Below are 17,829 nucleotides of genomic sequence, written 5' to 3' on the forward strand. Positions count from 1 at the left end.
CTATCAGTGCTTATAGGTTTGGATCGCGCCGCTTTTGGTTATGCTTTTTTCGCTGGGCACTGATGTGTCGCAGGCAGGGCGCGGCAATGCATAGACCAAACGCCATCCGGGAGAGCAACGATGACATCGTGGGAAAGAGAGGTCTCGAGTGGGGCCGGCAACCGCCAGCTTCCCGTGGTCAAGGGCTGGCCACTGCTCGGCAGTGCGTTTGCCTTGATCCGCAACCCCCTGGGCTTCTTGCAAACCACGCGCAGTACCTATGGCGATGTCTACCGGGTCAAGGCCGCGCATATGAACTTCGTGGTATTGGCCGGCATGGAGGCGAACCGATTCGTGGCGGACAAGGGCAAGGATTGCTTTGTCTCAAGCGGGTTCTGGGAAGCGACCTTGCAAGAGATGCAATGCCCGCATTCGTTCATCGGCGTGGATGGTGATGCCCATCGCTTCCAGCGCAACCTGATGAAGCCGCTGTTCTCCAAGTCGGCGTTCAACGAGCGCATTCCCATGCTTGCGCAGATCTTCACGGATACCCTGCAAGCGCGCTACGGCGTTGATCAAAAGGTGTCGGCGCTGTTTCGGCATGTGCTGTCGCAGCAGATTGGTGGATCACTGCAGGGTTATCAACCCACGCCGGATGAAGTCGAGGCGCTGATGCGGTATCAGAATACCGCGATGAACGTTTGTGCCCTGAAAAAGTGGCCGCGGCTGGCGTTGCGCCTGCCGGGTTACCGGGCGGCGAAAAAGCAGGTGCAGGCGCTGGCTGACCGGATTATCGAGTCGGAACGGACCCAGGAGCAAACCCAGGGTTACTTCCAGACGCTCAAGGAAAAAGGGCAGATGGTCCAGCCCCAGTGGTTTACCCCAGGAGATATGCGCAACCACGCCATCATCTCCTACCTGGCAGGCATCGACACCGTCGGTGCCACCTTGAGCTTCATGCTGCTGGAGCTTTTCAAGCAGCCGCACTTGCACCAGGCGTTGCGTGATGAAGTGGATGCCTGTTTCAGCCAGGGATTGCCGGACGCTGATGGCCTGGAAAACATGGAGACCCTGAAGAACTTCATCCGCGAGGTGATGCGTCTTTATCCAACGGCCTACGCCGTGCGCCGTACGGCAGCGAAAGACTTCGAGTTCCAGGGTTACTCGATCGACAAAGGGCAGGACATCATTCTATTCACCACTGCCAACCACACGGATCCTGCGTGGTTCAAGAACCCTCAGGTCTTCGACATCACTCGCTATGAAGAGCCGCGGCTTGAACACCGCGCCAGCGGCGCCTGGGCACCCTTCGGTCGTGGGCCGCACACCTGCATCGGGGCGGGGCTGGCCAATATCCTGTTGTCGTTGAACCTGGCGCTGTTTTTGTATCACACCGATTTGCGCCCGGCGTGCAAGCTCAGCGATATCAAGATGGATTTCTCCAACCCCGCCGCAGGCTTGAGCGAGCGATTTGCCATTTCCTTTACGCCACGGAATCGCCCGTGAGCAGGTCCGAACTTGCGCCGCCGCGATTGTGCCAGGTCGCAATCTGCTCCGCCGACGCCGCCACCAGCATGCAGTTTTATGCCGCGTTGTTGGGTTTGCGTGCCACCGGCAGTTTTCAGGTTCGCGGACCCATGGCTGCCCGACTGTTCGAGATGACGGCGGTGCAGGGCGTCAATTACTGGATGGCTGACGCACAGGCATTTTTTCAGCTTGAATTCTTCGAGTTCAGCCAACCGTGCCGGTTGCCGGCGGCAACGCGCACACGCAGCGGCTACGAGCGCTTGTTTGTCGCGGTAGCCGATATAGACGCCGCCGTGGCGCGCTTGCAGGCGGCCGGTATACCCGTCGACCTCACCGGCACAGTGCTGCGCGACCCCGATGGCGTACCGGTGCAACTGGTGGAGGCTGAGGCTGGCGGCGCGGTCGGGCGCATTATCGGCGTACGGCTGGTGGTCGAAGATCTGGAGGACGCCGTGGATTATTTTCATCGGGCGCTGGGGCTGCCGCTGTCGGCGTGCCAGCCCTCGGCCACGGTCAGCTGCGACACGCCGCGCTGCGCCCTGGATGCGGGTGAGCACTGGATCGAACTGGTGCACCGCCAAGGCGTGGGCGCCGTACGACCACTCAATGAACCCGGACTGATGAATGTCGCCCTGGGCGTACGCCGCCCAAGCCACTTCAATGCCCTTTACCGACGCGTGCTGCGTGAAGGCTTCAGCTCAAGCACGCCGCCGGTTGGCGGTGGGTTATCCCACGTGGTGTACCTGCGCAGCCGCGCTGGGCTGTCGGTGGAGTTGCTGCAATTGCCCGCCTGGATGGATGCCATCTGGGGCTTTCGCGCTCCCGGAAGGTTGGCCAGGCTGGCGCGGTTACTGATTGGAGGGCTGGTCGGGTTGTCGGCCAGGATGGCTCGCGCATCGCCTTGAGCGTTCGTGCGGTGTTTTGGCAAACAGCAACAGGAGCACAGGCAGACATGAGAGAGGAACGTAATTGGATCAGCGACCGCCTGGCTTCGTTCGGCGACGGCATTGCGCTGATCGCCGATGGGCAGCAGTCCTCCTTCAACGCCATAGGGCAAGCGATGATGTCCTGGCAGGCGCTTCTGGCGCACCAGAACATCGCGTGCTGCACGGTAATCATCAATGGTGATTATAGCTGCGCGATGGTGGGGGCGATTCTGGCCTTGTACACCCGGCATTGCGTGGTGGTGCCACTCAATCGCAGTTCGTCTGAACGCTGCGCGGCGGTGGCACGTACGACAGGGGCCAGTTGGATCATCGACGCCGATCACCCCGGCGATCTGCAGGCGTTAACCACACAGTTGCCCACCCACGAGTTGGTGGCAGGCCTGTTCGATCGCCGAGAAGCCGGTCTGATATTGCTCAGTTCAGGCAGCAGCGGCGAGCCCAAGGCCATCCTGCTCAGCCTCGAAAGGCTTTTTGCCAAATACCGCGATGCGCCGCGCTCAAGGCCTCGTACCACGGCTGCATTCCTGTTGCTGGACCATATCGGCGGTTTCAATACGTTGCTGCACTGTTTATTCAGCGGCTCGACACTGGTCAAGCTCGATTCCCGCGACGCCGTGAGCATTTGCCGGCAGATTGCTGAACACCGGATCCAGCTCCTTCCCGCCACCCCTACATTTCTCAACATGCTGCTATGGGGACGGGCGTACGAGACCTACGATCTTTCCAGCCTGGAACTGGTGACCTACGGCACCGAGACCATGCCCGAATCGACCCTGGCCGCGCTGAACGAGGTGTTCCCGGCTGTGCGTTTCAAGCAGACCTATGGCATGAGCGAGCTGGGCATCCTCTCCACGCGCTCGGAGTCGAGTGACTCGCTGTGGATTCAAATTGCCACTGACGATGTGCAGGTGAAGGTGGTTGATCAGATTCTGTGGATCAAGACCCGCACCGCGATGCTCGGCTATCTGAACGCGCCGTCGGTGATCGATCAGGAGGGCTGGCTATGCACGGGGGATATGGTTGAAACCCGTGGCGATTATTTCCGCATCCTCGGGCGTGGAGAAAGCCTGATCAATGTGGGAGGGCTCAAAGTGCTGCCGGTAGAAGTCGAGAGTCGGCTGTTGAGCCTCCCCTTCGTCAAGGATGCCGTGGTATGGGGGCGCAAGAGTCCGGTCACCGGGCAGATCGTGGCCGCCACGGTCGTTCTGGAGGGTGAGTTGGACACCGACGACGCCAAGCGCCAGATCATGCTGCATTGCCAGCAAGGGTTGGAAGATTTCAAGGTGCCGCGTCATATCGAATTTGTGACCGGGCGCCTGCACAGCGATCGATTCAAGAAAATCAAGGTGGCCTCGCAATGACTGATGCAGTTTCTGACGCTTTACACACTCGCCATGACAGCGCTCCATCTGCGGTAAAGGGCACCATCATTGTCAGTGGCGGTAGCCAGGGCCTGGGATTGACGACGGTCCGATGTTTCCTGGAGGCAGGCTATAACGTCGCGACCTTCAGTCGTCGAGAGTCCCCGGCTGTCACGGAGTTGAGCGAGCGTGCCGACTTTCATTGGCAGGCACTGGACTGCACCGACTACTCAGCGCTCACCGCCTTCGTCCAGCAGGTGGAAAAGCGCTTCGGTGGCCTCGACGGGCTCGTCAACAATGCCGCCACCGGTGTTGAAGGCATCCTCAGCACGATGCGCGTGGCGGACATCGACAGTGCGCTTGATATCAACCTCAAGGGCCAGTTGTACCTGACCAAGCTGGTCACGGCCAAGCTGCTCAAGCGTGGCGCGGGCAGCGTGGTGAATGTGTCATCTATCAATGCCCTGCGGGGTCATTCCGGCCTGACGGTTTACAGCGCAACCAAGGCCGCGATGGATGGCTTGACCCGCAGCCTGGCCAAGGAGCTGGGCCCACGGGGCATTCGCGTCAACTCAGTTTCGCCTGGCTACTTTTCCAGCGACATGGTCAAGGACCTGAGCCCCCAGACACTCAGCAGGATCGAGCGCCGCACACCGTTGGGGCGTCTGGGTACCCAGCAGGAAGTGGCGGATCTGATCCTGTACCTGGTAGACCGGGGCACCTTTGTCACCGGTCAAAACATCGCAGTCGATGGAGGTTTCACATGCTGAATCATCAAGTCATGGATCAAGTATTCGATCAAGTAGAGCACCAGATCGCTCAGGTTCTGGGGGCGAAGGGTGGGCCTTTGGTGGCGGTGGAAATTGACAGCCGCTTCAGCGACTTGGGCCTGAGCTCCCTGGATCTGGCGACGCTGATCAGCAACCTGGAAGCGGTTTATGGAACAGACCCCTTCGCCGATGCCGTGGCGATCACCAGCATCGTGACCGTGGCGGACTTGTGTCGAGCGTATGCGCAACAGGGTGTGCCGGGGCCGAGTCCGGACCCGCTGGACGCCCAACTGCGTGATCTGCGCCAACTGTGAGCCAGGCCCTAGAGAGCCATCTGGGCGACCTGGCCGTTGTCGGGTTGGCATGCCGCTTTCCGGGTGCACCTGACCAGCGAGTGTTCTGGGAGAACCTGCGCCAGGGCCGCGAGTCGATCGTTGACCTTGACGATCAGCAACTGAGCGCGGCGGGTGTCACCCGCGAGCAATGGAGCGAGCCTGGTTATATCCGGCGCAGCCCGGTGCTTGAAGGCATCGAATGGTTCGATGCGCGGTTCTTCGGGGTTTCCGCGCGCGAGGCCATATTGCTCGATCCGCAGCATCGACTGTTGCTGGAGGTGGGGTATGAGGCGCTTGAGGATGCCGGGCATGTCAAGGCGGCTCAAGCCGGCGTGACGGGTGTCTATGCATGCATGGGGGGCATCACCACCAGCTATTTGCATCAGTTTGGTGACCGTCTCGACCCCTTGCATCATGAAACCGCCAGCCTGGTTCACCAGGGTAACGACAAGGATTTTCTCGCCACGCGCCTGTCCTTCAAGCTCAACCTGACAGGCCCGAGCATGACCGTGCAGACCGCGTGTTCAAGTTCGCTGGTGGCGTTGCACCTGGCCTGCAACGCTCTGCGCCTGGGGGAGGTCGACACTGCGCTGGTGGGGGCAGCCGCCATTCGTATTCCGCACCATACCGGTTATCCCCTCGGACAGAGCCCGTTATTGTCTCGCGACGGTCGTTGCTGTCCGTTTTCCAGTGATGCCAGCGGCACGTTGTTCGGCAGCGGCGTGGCGAGCGTCATCGTGCGCCGCCACGCCGACGCGATACGCGATGGTGATCATGTGTATGCGCTGATCAAATCCAGCCATGTCAACAATGATGGGGCGATGAAAATCGGCTACACCGCCACCAGTGTGCCAGGGCAGGCCAAAGCCATGGTGCGGGCGATCACGCTGGCGCGCGCCAATGCGCGGCAGATCAGTTATGTGGAGTGTCATGGTACCGCCACCAGCCTGGGCGACCCTCTGGAAATCAAGGCGCTTGAAAAAGCCTTCCGCCTGGATACCCAGGACCACGGTTTTTGTGCGATAGGCAGTGTCAAATCCAATATTGGTCACCTTGAACAGGCAGCCGGCATCGCCAGCCTGATCAAAGTGGCGTTGATGCTAAAGCACGACACCCTGGTGCCTTCACTCAATTTCACCACGCCCAATCCGCGCATCGATTTCGAGCATTCGCCGTTCCGGGTCAGCCAGGACACCCGGGTGTGGTCGCAGGCGCTGGAGCAACCCGCCGACACTGCGCGGTTGGCAGCGATCAATTGCCTGGGGATCGGCGGCACCAATGTGTTCAGCGTGCTGCAGTCCGTTGCGCCAGCTCTGGTGCGCGGGACCGACGCAGCGGTGGACGTGCCGATTTGTCTGTCTGCCGCAACGCGAGAGCAACTACGCCAATACCTGCTGCGGTTCGCCCATTTCGTCCGTGACAGCGGGCCAATTGATCGTCTGGCGCTGGCGCATACCATAAACATCAGCCGCAGCGCACATCGCGAGCGGTTCGCTGGTGTGTTGAAAGCAGGCATAGACGTGGACAGGTTTTTTGAAGAGGCCGCACACAGCGTGCTGGATGCGCCGGCGACGTTCACGCCGCGCCTGGTGTATTACCTGTGCGAGCAGCCGCAGCACCTTGACGATGCCAGTCGGCAGGCATGGCTGGCGGCGCCGAGATACCAGCGCATGGCCGATGATTACGCAGAGTGCCTGGGCCGTCTCTCCAGTACGCCACAGACCGTTGAAGCGGCGGCTCGCTGCGCCGAACTGGCGTTCGAAGTGGCGCTGTATCAACAGTTGGTGCGCTGGGGGATGGTGTTCGAGGCCGTGATCGACAGGGGTTACGGCCACTGGATCAACCGCTGTCTGCAGCTCGGGTGCGGCGCATCGTCGGCACTAGACGCTAGCCCTGAGTGGTTGAGCGCGTTTGTGCAGGAGGGGCAGGGCGCCGCCCAGCTTGCTTCCCCTGGCTGGCCTGATTCGGCCCAGGTTGCAGTGCTCGTCGTCAGCCGCCAGGCCTGGGCTGTAACCGTGCCATCGTCCGGGCGCTGCGTGCATCTGGCCGAGGAAATGCTGACGTTCGCTGACGTGGAACGCTTTGCCTGCGACGTTGTGCAGGCCGGAGTCAGCTTTGATTGGCTGGATTATTACCGCTTGGTAAAGGCACAGAAACTGTCATTGCCCACGTATCCGTTCGCCCGTCAACGCTATTGGCCAGTTGAAGACTGAAAGCCCGCGTGCGGTAAGTTTTTCATGGGCGCGGGAAGATGTCTCCCCATAAGGCTTATAGGTTGATGGCCGCCAGGAAGATGGGGAATATAAAAATCCAATCCGCACCGATGCCCGGGTCGCCGGCATCCACAGGAGGCGTAGATGCAGATCACTCGCCAGACCGTCCAGGACGCGTTGCAGGCCACCCTGGGCCGAGCCGTGACGGTCGAGCCACATGTGCCACTGATCGAGACTCGATTGAAAATCAACTCGCTGACCATGATGGCACTGTTCGCGCAGCTTGAGCGTGTCAGCCAGGTCACCGTTGCGCAAAAGGATGCAGTTGGCCTCTACGGTTGCAGTATCGACCAGATCGTCCAGTGGTTCGCCCAACGTGAGCAGTGAGGTCGTGAAGGCGTCGTCGCCGTTGGTAGAGCATCCGCCCGCTTGTCAGTTCGCCGCGAAGCGGGATGCGCTGGAGGAAGGCGGCACGCTGGCTGTTCAAGTAGAAGGGCAGGCGATATTGCTTTGCCAGGCCAGGCAGGCGGTCTATGCCGTGGAAAACCGCTGCCCGCATCAGGGTAAGACGATGGACGGCGCCTTGATCCGGCGCGGCCAACTGATTTGCCCGCACCACGGCGCCAGGTTCGACCTGGAGACGGGCGAGGCGTTGGGGCCGCATACCCGCTGCGCACTGACGACCTACAAGGTGCATCTGATCGACAGCGACGTGATGATCGAGCAACGCGCACAGGCCAGGCCGGAGTGCGGTACGTGAGCCTGCTTCGCCTGGCACCGCGGCTGGCAATGTGCGTCTTCTATTTTTGGTATGGCAAGGGAATGTGAGATGGAACAGTTGACCCCTGGCGTCGGTGCAAATGTATGCCTGGCATTAGCGCAGGTGTGCGATCGGCATGCCCAGCGTACCGCGCTGCACTTACCGGATCTGGGCAGTGCCGCGAAGCTGTCCTATGCCCAGCTTCATCAAGCTATCAGCAACGCAGCGGTGGCCTTGGCCGGGCTGGGTATCAAGCGTGACGATCGAATCGTGCTGTGCCTCGATGTCGAAGCCCATGCCTTGATCCTGGTATTCGCCTGCGCCTATCTCGGAGCGACCGCTGTAGTAGTGGGTAATCGCCTCAGTCAGGAAGAAATGCGCTACATCGTCAGCGATGCTGCGCCGAAGATGGTCGTCACCTCACTCAATGACCTGGGGTTGTTTGCCGGCGACCTGCATACTTCCCTGGTAGTGGTGGCAGCCTCGGACGAGGACACCGGCGAGTGCTCCGTTTTTCCTGGCATCGATGAGCTCGTCTCCATGCGGGGGGCCTGCGTCGGCATGGCGTGCGTCGCAGGCGATCATCCAGCGCTGATCCTCTATACGTCGGGCACTACCAGCCAGCCCAAGGGCGTCGTCATCTCCCACGCGCACCTGGTGTGGTCAGCGCAGTCCAATATCGAGCACCTGCAGGTCACCGAAAACGATGTGACGCTGGTGTTTTTTCCGCTCTGCCACACCATGGCTTTTTCCTATCAAGTGCTCACCTCATTGTTTTCGGGAGCCGCCATGGTGCTACGGCGGGTGTTCAACCCCCAACGCTTCTGGAGCGATGCGGCACACTTTGAATGCACATGGGCCGCGATCCTGCCGTTCGTTTGTCATGCCCTGGCAGCCCTGGAGAAACCGGTTCGACACAGCTTCAGGTTTTGGGGCTTTCCCAGCCGCAACACCGACGTGGAGGCGCTGTTTGGTGTGAAGACCGTAGGGTGGTGGGGCATGACTGAGCTGTTTGCCATTGGCAGTGTGACGAGCGAGCAGCACAGCGCGGACCTCAATTATTCGATTGGCAAGCCAGTGAGTGGCTACCGCTATCGGTTGACCGATCCCGTCACGAATGCCGGGCCGTTCAATGCGCGAATCAGTGCCGATCTGCAGTTCAACGCGCAACCCGGCAAGAATCTGTTTCTGGGCTATCTCAACAAGCCTGGCGAAACCCGCGACGCCTTCACAGAGGACGGTTGGTACATCACTGGCGACCGCTTTTTCGAGACTACCGAGGGCGTGCTGTTTTTTGATGTGCGCTTGAAAGACATCATCAAGGTGGGCGGGGAAAACGTATCGGCTTCGGAGATTGAGTTCGCTGCGTACGCCAGCGCCATGATCAGCGAAGTGGCGGTAGTGTCGCGCCCCGATCCCTTGTTGACGGAAACACCGGTGTTGTTTGCCGTGCTCAACGCTAGCGGTCGTGAGGACCAGGCGCTCGCCAGGCGGCATATCGAACAGGCCTGCCGCGAGCGCCTGGCCGACTTCAAGCGGCCTCGCGAAATTATTTTCCTGGAAGATTTTCCCCGTGCCGGCTTGCGCAAGATTGCCAAAAATCAATTGCGCCAGATGGCTTTGCAACAGGCCCATGAACCGGCCTGAGCAGGCCCGTCATTTACCGTTTGAGGAAGGCGACATGAAAAAGCTCTATGTGACCGGCGGCACTGGTTTTCTGGGAAGCCATTTTATCTATCGGCATTTGCTCACCGGTGAGTTCGATGTGACCTGCCTGGTCAGGGGGCGCGACGACAATGAGTGCCGACATCGTATCCGCGATGCGGTGCTCTCGGCGGGCCAGCATTATCCTGCCACTGACGCGCGACTCTCTTTTGCCGGCTTGAAAGCCCGGCGCGCCGATATCACCCAGCCGTTGGCGGGGATGGATATCGCTCAGTCCCGGGCGCAGGCCTCGGAGCAGGCGGTCTTCCTGCACTTTGCTTCATCGCTCAATTTCGAAGAAAAGAACCGCGACATTATCTATGAGCACAATATCAACGGCCTGACCCATGCGTTCCATGCAGCACAGGCGTTGGGCTGCCAGACGTTTTTCTATATCTCGACTGCTTATACCGCAGGCGTTGGTTCGGGTGAGGTGGAGGAATGCCTGCACCAGAGCACTGAATTCAATAACTATTACGAAGAAACCAAATGTGCGGCCGAGCACTTGATTGACCGCCTGTGCACTGCCAGTGGAATTGAGTTGGTGATTATCCGACCGTCGATTGTTATCGGTCCGCAGGCCACTCAATCCGCAGGTGGCAGCACCACTGGCCTGTATGGGTTCCTGAGGGAGGTCAACCGCCTCAAGCGCGCCATGCGCAACACTGAACAAACCGTGCGCCTGTCGGGTAAGCCCCACGCCAGGGTCAACCTGGTGCCAGTAGATCAGGTGTGCCAGGACATCATGCGGGTGTACGACAATCTGGCGAGTTGCCCGCGGGGCATCTTCCACGCCACGTCGTCGACCAATATCGAAGTGCGCGTGTTGCTCGATATTATTTCCCGGGCCATTGAGCTCAGTGGTTTGCAGATCGATGAAAGCGGGCTGGAAAACCCCTCGGCCATCGAGAAACTGCTGGCCCGTAAAACCGTGTTTTACAACCCCTACATCCACAACACCAAGACCTTTCTTCGGGCCGACGGAGGCGGCTGTGCGCTGACGATTGCAGACGTCGAGGGCTACATCAAGGGTGGGGTGGTGGCGCTGAGTCAACGCAAACCTGACCTCTTGCGTCAATACGTGATCGATACAGAAGACCGGGTGCCCCTCAATGTCTATGCCTCGGCGGACAAGCGCAAGGAAACCGTGGTCTTCATCAACGCAGTCGGCATGCCTTTGGAACTGGCCAACCGCCTCAGGGAGGCCCTGGAAGATGACTTCCGCTTTGTTACCTGGGAAAGCCGCGGTATCCCCAGCCCCGTGGATGATATCGACACCATTGACGTCAGTGTTGCGGCGCATATCGGCGACCTGCAGCGGATTTTTGATTACTTCAATATAGAAAAAGCACATCTGATCGGCTGGTGTTCGGGGGCCTACATCGCCTATCACGCCCGCAAGTTGAAAGAAGTCGCGAGCCTGACGCTTATCAGTGGCGCGTATGGCCTGGTGAGCGCAGAGGAAGAGGAGACCGCTTTCATGCGCAACCTGCGGCAGGTGTTGCCGCTTATTTCACAGTCGCGTAGCCAGGCAGAGCGCTTTCACGCGTCGTTTTTTGCGCGCTCCGGCAGTGAGAATACCGAGAGTGCGACACAGAGCCGCCAATCCAGCGAGATCCTCGACGCGACGGATCCGAACCTTATCCACCTGACGAGCCTGCCCTTTGAATCCGCGGAGTCGCTGTATTGCTATAGCCGGGCTATTACCGCGCTGCAAGTCGGCGAGTACCCGCTGCAGGATGAGCAACTCGGGGTGCCGTGCCATGTCATCGCCGGCACCTGTGATGAAGCTGTGAGCCCCCATGAGTCAAAGCGCTTTATCGAACTGCATGAGGGTGCTGACTATTCGGAAATCGCTGGCATGGATCATTTTGGTTTGTATAACCACCTGGGGTTGTTGGGGGTGGTGACGGCGTATATCAAGAACCTCAGCCCGGTGATGCCGGGTTCCCAGGCGGATGCATAAGTCCAGCCTGCTCATCCACACGGCATCAAAGGAGGGAAGATGAAAAGCAAATTGATCGAGCACGTCGCGGACTTGTCCATGCCCATCGATTATCAAGAGGTCCTGGCACGCGACGATCAGAGCAGTGTCCCGGCCGATATGCGGGAGCATTTTCCCGCAGGCCGGTACAGGATGGAGGTTGATCGCGACGCCTATCTGTCTGCCGGTTTTCATCAACTGGAAATGGATCGGATGTGGTCTCGAGTTTGGCAGATGGCTGCGCGGGAGGAGCAAATTCCAGAGGCGGGGGATTTGACGCTCTACGAGATCGGCGAGTTATCCTTCATCCTCGTTCGTAACGAAGCACTGGAAATCAAGGCCTACTACAACAGTTGTCGTCACCGTGGCCGGCGCCTGTGCTCGGGCGATTCGAGCGTGCGAGAACTGCGTTGCCCCTATCACGGATTTGCCTGGGACCTGGATGGCACCCTCAAGCGCATACCGGCGGCATGGGATTTTGCCCACCTCGACTGGGAAGGTCGCCGTTTGCTGGAGGTCAAGACAGACACCTGGGGCGGTTTCATTTTCATCAATATGGATCCTGCCTGCGAGCCTTTGGCCGATTATATGGAGAGCCTGCCCGGTGAGTTGGCCATCAATCAGTATGAGGGCAAGTACATTTCGGGGCACAGCCGGCACATACTCCCGGCGAACTGGAAAAACGTCATGGAGTCCTTCATGGAAGGGTTGCATGCCCCCGAGACGCACGGGCATACATGGGCCCATCTGAGCGATACCCTGCAATACGATGTTCGACCCGATGAGCGTCATGTGAGCCGCAGTTTTCACGCGGTCGGGCTATCGGTCTGCGAGGATCATGAGCCGCTGTCCGAACAGGCGATCATGGATCAATTTCATCGCAACGTACTCAATGGGAAAAGCGGCCCCTACGCCCCTCACCTTCAGGCCGGCATGACAGCAAGGCGCTACATGGCCAGTGTGATGCGTTTGCAATACGGGTTGGCCAGTGGCAGGGATGTCAGTGGGTTGTCTGACGCTGAAGCCGTCGATGTACTGCAGTATTCGCTGTTCCCGAATATGATCTTCTTTCGCGGCATTTCTCTGCCGCCCGTGCTGCGTTTTCGCCCCAACCAAAACGACCATAATAGCTGCATCTTCGATCTTTTCTACTTGGTCGACATACCCAAGGGCGCGCAGCGACCCGAGCCTGCAGCGACCGTGGAAATGGGGCCGGACGACACCTATGAGCACGCCGGTGTACTGCCTGACTGGTTAGGCTATGTATACGATCAGGACATGGACAATATCAAGAATATGCGTGCGGGCCTGCAAGCCTTGAGCAATGACCCGCTGGTATTGAGCGATCTTCATGAATCCAGGATACGGCACTTCCATAACACACTTATGCACTATCTTGACAGGCGCGATTGAACCATTCGTCACGGGACTTAATGCGCGCCATTATGACTTTTGTTTAATTTGACAATCTATGTTTTTTCGTTAACTTACTTCTTGAAGTGGATTGGATCCAACCTGCCTGGCAAGGTGAGCGTTGCTCTTCGAATAGTGGCCATTCAATGTGGGGCGGCCACTAATAGTCCCCATATAACAAGGAGGTTAAGATGCTTGAAGACATTCTGATGTGTGAGACGCTGGAGGCCTGGAGTAAAGTGCTGTTTGCCTTGGCGAAAGAGTATGGATTTTCTTCGGTGCTGTTTGGGGTTAAGCCCACGATCAGTACGCCTTTCAGCTCTTCGACCATCATCAGTAATTATTCCAGGTCATGGCGCAGTATCTATGACGCGAATGCCTATTACGAAGTCGACCCTGTTGTGTTTCATTGCTTGAACAGTTCATTGCCGTTGGTCTGGACAAAGGAAAATTTTATTAACAAGCCCGAACAGCAATTGTATGAGGCTGCGAGCGCCAGTGGTGTTTGTTCGGGGCTGTGTATGCCCATCCATGGGCCGCGCGGAGAGTTCGGAATGTTGAACTTTATTACGGATGAGAAGTCACCGGCCGACGTCATTCGTTCCAAGGGGCTGCCACAATTTGCCTTGATGCGTGATTATCTGATCGAATCGTTCCAGAAAATACAGAGTGCTGCTGAAAAGGAGGTCGAAAAACCACCGAAGTTGACCGCTCGTGAGCTGGAATGTCTGAAGTGGGTGGCCGCCGGTAAAACCTCTTGGGAAATTTCGCGAATTCTGTCCTGTGCAGAAGTTACAGTTAATTACCATGTCACCAACTTTATGCGTAAGTTCAATGCTGAATCACGCCAGCACGCCGTGATCAGCGGCATCCGTTCCGGCCTGGTCACGCCCTGATGCGGATTATCGATAACGCCTTCAATTAAGGGTTCTTATGGTCAGCGCGTTCCACTTTCCTGAATACGACCAGTTGGACGGCATTGCGCTGGCTGAGATGGTGCGCCTTAAAGAAGTAACCCCTCTGGAGCTTGTGAGCGCCGCCGTTCAGCGGATCGACGCAGGAAATGGCGCGATCAACGCGGTGGTGCATCTTCTTGAGCGCGAGGCCAAGGCACAATGCGAGGTGCCATTGGCAGACGGCCCGTTGTCCGGCGTCCCCCTATTGGTCAAGGACCTGCTTGCGGAGATTCAGGGCTGCCCCACACGTAACGGCTCCCGGCTGTTCGCGCACTATGTTGCCAGGGAGGACTCGCAGACGATCAAGCGTTATCGACAGGCGGGGTTGATCTTTGTCGGTAAAACCGCGACGCCGGAGTTGGGCTTGCATCCCTATACCGAGTCTGATGCAACCGGTGCCACACGTAACCCCTGGAACTTGGAATTGTCGCCGGGCGGCTCCAGCGGCGGTGCCTGTGCAGCGGTCGCGGCGGGCATGACCCCGATTGCCCACGGCAGCGATGGAGGTGGCTCAATTCGGCTACCCGCTTCCCATTGCGGGGTTTTCGGCCTCAAGCCAACACGTGGTCGGTCTCCCTGCGGGCCGCATTTTTCAGAGTTATGGCAGGGCCTGGTAGTTGAACACGCGGTCTCAAAAAGCGTGCGCGACAGTGCTGCCATGCTCGATATCCTGATTGCGGGGAGTGATGATGCTGATGCTTACCGTTGGCCCGCACCGGCTCAATCGTTTCTTGCGGGTATCGGCGATGCGCCTGGCAGGCTGCGCATTGCTTATACCTTCAAGCCTTTTCTGGGTGGGGATTTGAGTCCCGACTGTCGCGCCGCGTTGGAAAGCAGTTTGAAGCTGTTGACGGACCTTGGGCACGAGGTGGTTGAAGCCCATCCACCCTTGGCATCCCCCGATCAATTATGCGAAGCCATGCTGACCCTGGTGTGCGGGGAAATGGCGAGCCTGGTGCAGAACGCGGGGCGCATGCTTGATCGCGTGGCGACTTTCGCGGATTTCGAGAGCGGGACCTGGGCCCTGGCCCGGCAGGGCCATATCCTCAAAGCGGTCGATCTCGCCAGGGCGAGAGAGTTGGCGCTTCATCAGGGGCGCATCATGAGCGCCTTTCATGAACACTACGATGTGCTGGTGACGCCGGTAGCCAACCAGTTGGCATCGAAGGTGGGAGCGTTTCGCTTGAGTCCGTTGGAGGATCGCCTATCGCGTAGAGTATTAGGTAAATGGGGAATGGACTGGCCCCTGCGACTGGGCAATCGCCTTGCAGAACATTCGCGCACTGTCATGGAATATATGGGGTGGTCGACACCGTTCAATATGAGCGGGCAACCGGCGATGAGTGTGCCTCTGTACTGGAACGAAACAGGACTTCCCATCGGCACACAGTTCATCGCAAAGATGGGCAATGAGGCCTTGCTGCTGCAACTTGCACGTTCGCTTGAAGTTGCACGGCCCTGGCGACATCGTAGCCCGCCTCACTCTTCAGTGGCGTCAAGTACTCAGATCAAATAGCATTGACTGCGTCCAGGGTCTTGTTGCTCAAGTTAACTTCAACAGCGATGGCTCGTTCTACGCCGATAGTCAGGGGCGGGCCTAGTCTGACCAACTCCAGCCCCGCTTTCATCAGCATCTTTTCGACACCCACGGAAGTAACGGTGATGAGCTTTTCAACGTGCTGCGAGTGCGCATGCCTGATGAGGTGACCAATGGCCTTCATGGCGGTATTGGAAAAGCCGAAGCCGCCGCGCTCACTGGCACTTATGGCAAATCGGCTAAGCTCCCAGATGTTGGCGGCACGCGGAGGTTTTTTAGTGGTCAACAGGTTGGGGAACGTGTCTTTGAGCATATAGGGACCTGTGGTTGGCAATATACGCCAGCAGCCCGCCACTTTGTTTTCGTTGATATCATCGATCAGCAGCATATAAGTGGGGGCCAAGGCGTCGTAACCATCTATCTCCATGTCGGCAATTATCGACACATCCCAGCCTTTTTTATCCTTGAAGATTGAAGCCCGAAGTTTATGCATGCCCTCCAGATAACGTGGTGATATGTTCTCGCGTTTGTCTATTAGATATTTCATGCTGGCTTCCTCGGCTTCGAAGTGCATAGCTTTATGCAGATTGCATAAGCGTTAAACTATAAGTGTTGATAGGTATCCTGATATCAAGGAGTATGTGAAGATCCCCTTCTTCTGAGCGGGAGTTGGGCGTTTATGTATAGATGTTCAAAGTTTGTGAATGAGGTCATTTTTTTTCGAACGAAAAAAGGGGTGACCCAGGCGGATTTCTGGGCGAAATTTGGTGTCACCCAGAGTTCAGGAAGTCGAATTGAAAAGACGGGGCGGATGCTTGTTCCGTTGTACATGCTGCTGCGCTTGTACTGCGCAGGGGTTATTGCAGACGATGATCTTGAGTTGGAGTTCGAGCGTATGGGCAAGTCTGCCTCGGACAGGTTCGGCTGACTCCCAAGCCTGGCGAGTACTGCTGGGTTATTTGAGTTTTTTCTTGCGTGTCTGGCGAACGGCCAAGTGTTCGAAAATAAACGACGCGGTGCCGAACACTGCAATTATTGAAAGCACGAGCATGCCGAGAGTTGAGCTTTCCACGGTGATTTCCTGCGTAGATTTGAGTTGACGATCACGCTAGGGCCTCGGCTTCCTGGCTTCAATAGACCCGACGCAAACCTTACGGCGCCGGGCCCATTGTTACGCGCTCTTTACGCGCAACGGCCGCTACGGCGCATTGCGGCTGTGACGGTAGTCGCTGACCGCTTCATACACCGCCTTTCGCAACCGGTTGATGCCGCCGATGGGGCGGTGTGCTTCCACACCGAACCAAGGGTTGAACGACTGGTTATCGCAGGCCAGGTTCTGCGCCGGCGTGTCGAAATCCTGGGCAGGAATCCTGACCTTGGCCACGGTTTCATACGGCGCATCGCTTTCTTTCCATTCGATGCTGGTGTCTTCGATGGGCATGAACTTTTGCGGGTTCTGCCGTTGGATCTGCAGCACGAAACAGGCCGCTACGCGGTCGGTGGACAGTTGCTGATTGAGGGCGCTGCGCAGGAAGTTCGGCAGGGCCTGGTTCTGTTTAGGCAGTACGTATTCCGGGCAGCTTTGCGGGTCGGGCGCGACGCGAAACTTGGCGTTGGCCGCGCCAAACTTGTAGGGCGACACTGAAAAGTAAGTCGTCTGCGTCGGGCTGGCCGGTGCGGGCGCCAGCGTTGCCAGGGCGATAAACAGGTGACGTATTTGCCAACTGCGCGGGTCGAGCTTGGGAAAGAACGCCAGGACCTTCTTGCCATCCGCTTGCGCGCCGATGTTCTGCGCGTATTCGGCGACATCGCTGACAAAGAAATTCGGGTGGCTGAACATCACGAAATCCTGCTCGGTGCGGGCTTGCTGGTCGGCCATCAGTTGCTTGCCCGGCACATCCAATAGCTTGATCGCCATGCCGCGGGCATCGCGGATGCTGTCGAATTGCGGGTAGGCGTTGCCGTTGGACAGGCGCATCGTCGCCTGCCAGACCTTGCCCGGCTCTGCGAACACGCCTTGGCGCAAGGCCGGGTCGAGATCCGCCAGAACGCTGACCTCGGCTTTCACGCAACCATGGGCCTTGGCATGGGCATCGCGCAGGTAGCGAGTGCCTTCGCGGTGCTGGTCAACGATGCGTACGGCGGTCTGGATGATGCCTTGGGTCATCGCTGCTTCACCCGGCGGGATCTGTTCATCCGCTGACACCGGGCCACTGTGCTGCCAGGCGAACCATACGGTCGCCAGTAGCCACCCCAACAGCCCAACGCCCACCAGCCACAACAGGGTCTTGCCGAGAAAAGCGCCGAGACGCAGCCAGAGACGAGCGAGCATGGAACGTTCCT

General features: G+C 58.4%; 16 protein-coding genes. 14 read left to right on the forward strand and 2 right to left on the reverse strand.

From position 1 onward, the window contains the following. Positions 1–120: 120 nt before the first annotated feature. The 13 genes from LJX92_RS09355 (at position 121) to LJX92_RS09415 (ending at position 15,465) form a co-directional block, all read left to right on the forward strand. Complete coding sequence (locus LJX92_RS09355; protein ID WP_103735464.1) at positions 121–1,485, forward strand: cytochrome P450; 1,365 nt, start codon at positions 121–123, stop codon at positions 1,483–1,485. Continuing rightward, entirely contained in the window at positions 1,482–2,411 is a 930-nt protein-coding gene (locus tag LJX92_RS09360) for a VOC family protein (RefSeq protein ID WP_032877010.1), read from the forward strand. The genes LJX92_RS09355 and LJX92_RS09360 overlap by 4 nt, the downstream gene beginning before the upstream one ends. Before the next feature lie 47 nt (positions 2,412–2,458). After that, positions 2,459–3,814, forward strand: coding sequence for an ANL family adenylate-forming protein (locus LJX92_RS09365; protein WP_228309641.1), 1,356 nt, complete (start codon positions 2,459–2,461; stop codon positions 3,812–3,814). Further along, positions 3,811–4,584, forward strand: a complete 774-nt coding sequence (locus LJX92_RS09370) for an SDR family NAD(P)-dependent oxidoreductase (protein WP_078820783.1) — start codon at positions 3,811–3,813, stop codon at positions 4,582–4,584. Before LJX92_RS09365 ends, LJX92_RS09370 begins: the two co-directional genes overlap by 4 nt. Continuing rightward, entirely contained in the window at positions 4,578–4,898 is a 321-nt protein-coding gene (locus tag LJX92_RS09375; protein ID WP_032877008.1) for an acyl carrier protein, read from the forward strand. The genes LJX92_RS09370 and LJX92_RS09375 overlap by 7 nt, the downstream gene beginning before the upstream one ends. After that, a complete protein-coding gene (locus tag LJX92_RS09380) occupies positions 4,895–7,132 on the forward strand; it encodes a beta-ketoacyl synthase N-terminal-like domain-containing protein (protein WP_223018440.1) in 2,238 nt (745 codons plus the stop codon). The genes LJX92_RS09375 and LJX92_RS09380 overlap by 4 nt, the downstream gene beginning before the upstream one ends. 144 nt (positions 7,133–7,276) lie before the next feature. After that, a complete protein-coding gene (locus LJX92_RS09385; protein WP_032877005.1) occupies positions 7,277–7,519 on the forward strand; it encodes a hypothetical protein in 243 nt (80 codons plus the stop codon). Next, positions 7,509–7,892 (forward strand): Rieske (2Fe-2S) protein, encoded by a 384-nt coding sequence (locus LJX92_RS09390; RefSeq protein WP_050549317.1) that lies wholly within the window; start codon positions 7,509–7,511, stop codon positions 7,890–7,892. Before LJX92_RS09385 ends, LJX92_RS09390 begins: the two co-directional genes overlap by 11 nt. 69 nt (positions 7,893–7,961) lie before the next feature. Then, the gene (locus tag LJX92_RS09395) at positions 7,962–9,539 is read left to right on the forward strand and encodes a class I adenylate-forming enzyme family protein (RefSeq protein WP_158254352.1); all 1,578 of its coding nucleotides are present in this window, start codon (positions 7,962–7,964) and stop codon (positions 9,537–9,539) included. A 34-nt stretch (positions 9,540–9,573) separates the two neighbouring features. Further along, entirely contained in the window at positions 9,574–11,562 is a 1,989-nt protein-coding gene (locus tag LJX92_RS09400; RefSeq protein ID WP_228309642.1) for an alpha/beta fold hydrolase, read from the forward strand. Between the two features lie 39 nt (positions 11,563–11,601). Next, complete coding sequence (locus LJX92_RS09405; protein WP_228309644.1) at positions 11,602–12,993, forward strand: aromatic ring-hydroxylating oxygenase subunit alpha; 1,392 nt, start codon at positions 11,602–11,604, stop codon at positions 12,991–12,993. Positions 12,994–13,184: 191 nt separating this feature from the next. After that, the gene (locus LJX92_RS09410; protein ID WP_050549315.1) at positions 13,185–13,889 is read left to right on the forward strand and encodes a helix-turn-helix transcriptional regulator; all 705 of its coding nucleotides are present in this window, start codon (positions 13,185–13,187) and stop codon (positions 13,887–13,889) included. Positions 13,890–13,926: 37 nt separating this feature from the next. Next, entirely contained in the window at positions 13,927–15,465 is a 1,539-nt protein-coding gene (locus tag LJX92_RS09415) for an amidase (RefSeq protein WP_228309646.1), read from the forward strand. On the opposite strand, the gene LJX92_RS09420 is transcribed toward LJX92_RS09415, so the two are convergent. Continuing rightward, complete coding sequence (locus LJX92_RS09420; protein ID WP_050549314.1) at positions 15,458–16,033, reverse strand: acyl-homoserine-lactone synthase; 576 nt, start codon at positions 16,031–16,033, stop codon at positions 15,458–15,460. The two genes, LJX92_RS09415 and LJX92_RS09420, sit on opposite strands and share 8 nt — an antisense overlap. 153 nt (positions 16,034–16,186) lie before the next feature. On the opposite strand from LJX92_RS09420, the gene LJX92_RS09425 reads away from it, so the two are divergent. Beyond that, complete coding sequence (locus LJX92_RS09425; RefSeq protein ID WP_228309647.1) at positions 16,187–16,414, forward strand: helix-turn-helix domain-containing protein; 228 nt, start codon at positions 16,187–16,189, stop codon at positions 16,412–16,414. A 270-nt stretch (positions 16,415–16,684) separates the two neighbouring features. On the opposite strand, the gene LJX92_RS09430 is transcribed toward LJX92_RS09425, so the two are convergent. After that, positions 16,685–17,818 carry a catalase family protein gene (locus LJX92_RS09430; RefSeq protein ID WP_416309135.1) on the reverse strand — a complete coding sequence of 378 codons (1,134 nt, stop codon included), beginning with the start codon at positions 17,816–17,818 and terminating at the stop codon, positions 16,685–16,687. Positions 17,819–17,829 lie beyond the last annotated feature (11 nt).

Origin of the sequence: Pseudomonas sp. HN8-3, from assembly GCF_020790195.1 — a bacterium.
Classification (GTDB): Bacteria; Pseudomonadota; Gammaproteobacteria; order Pseudomonadales; family Pseudomonadaceae; genus Aquipseudomonas; species Aquipseudomonas synxantha_A.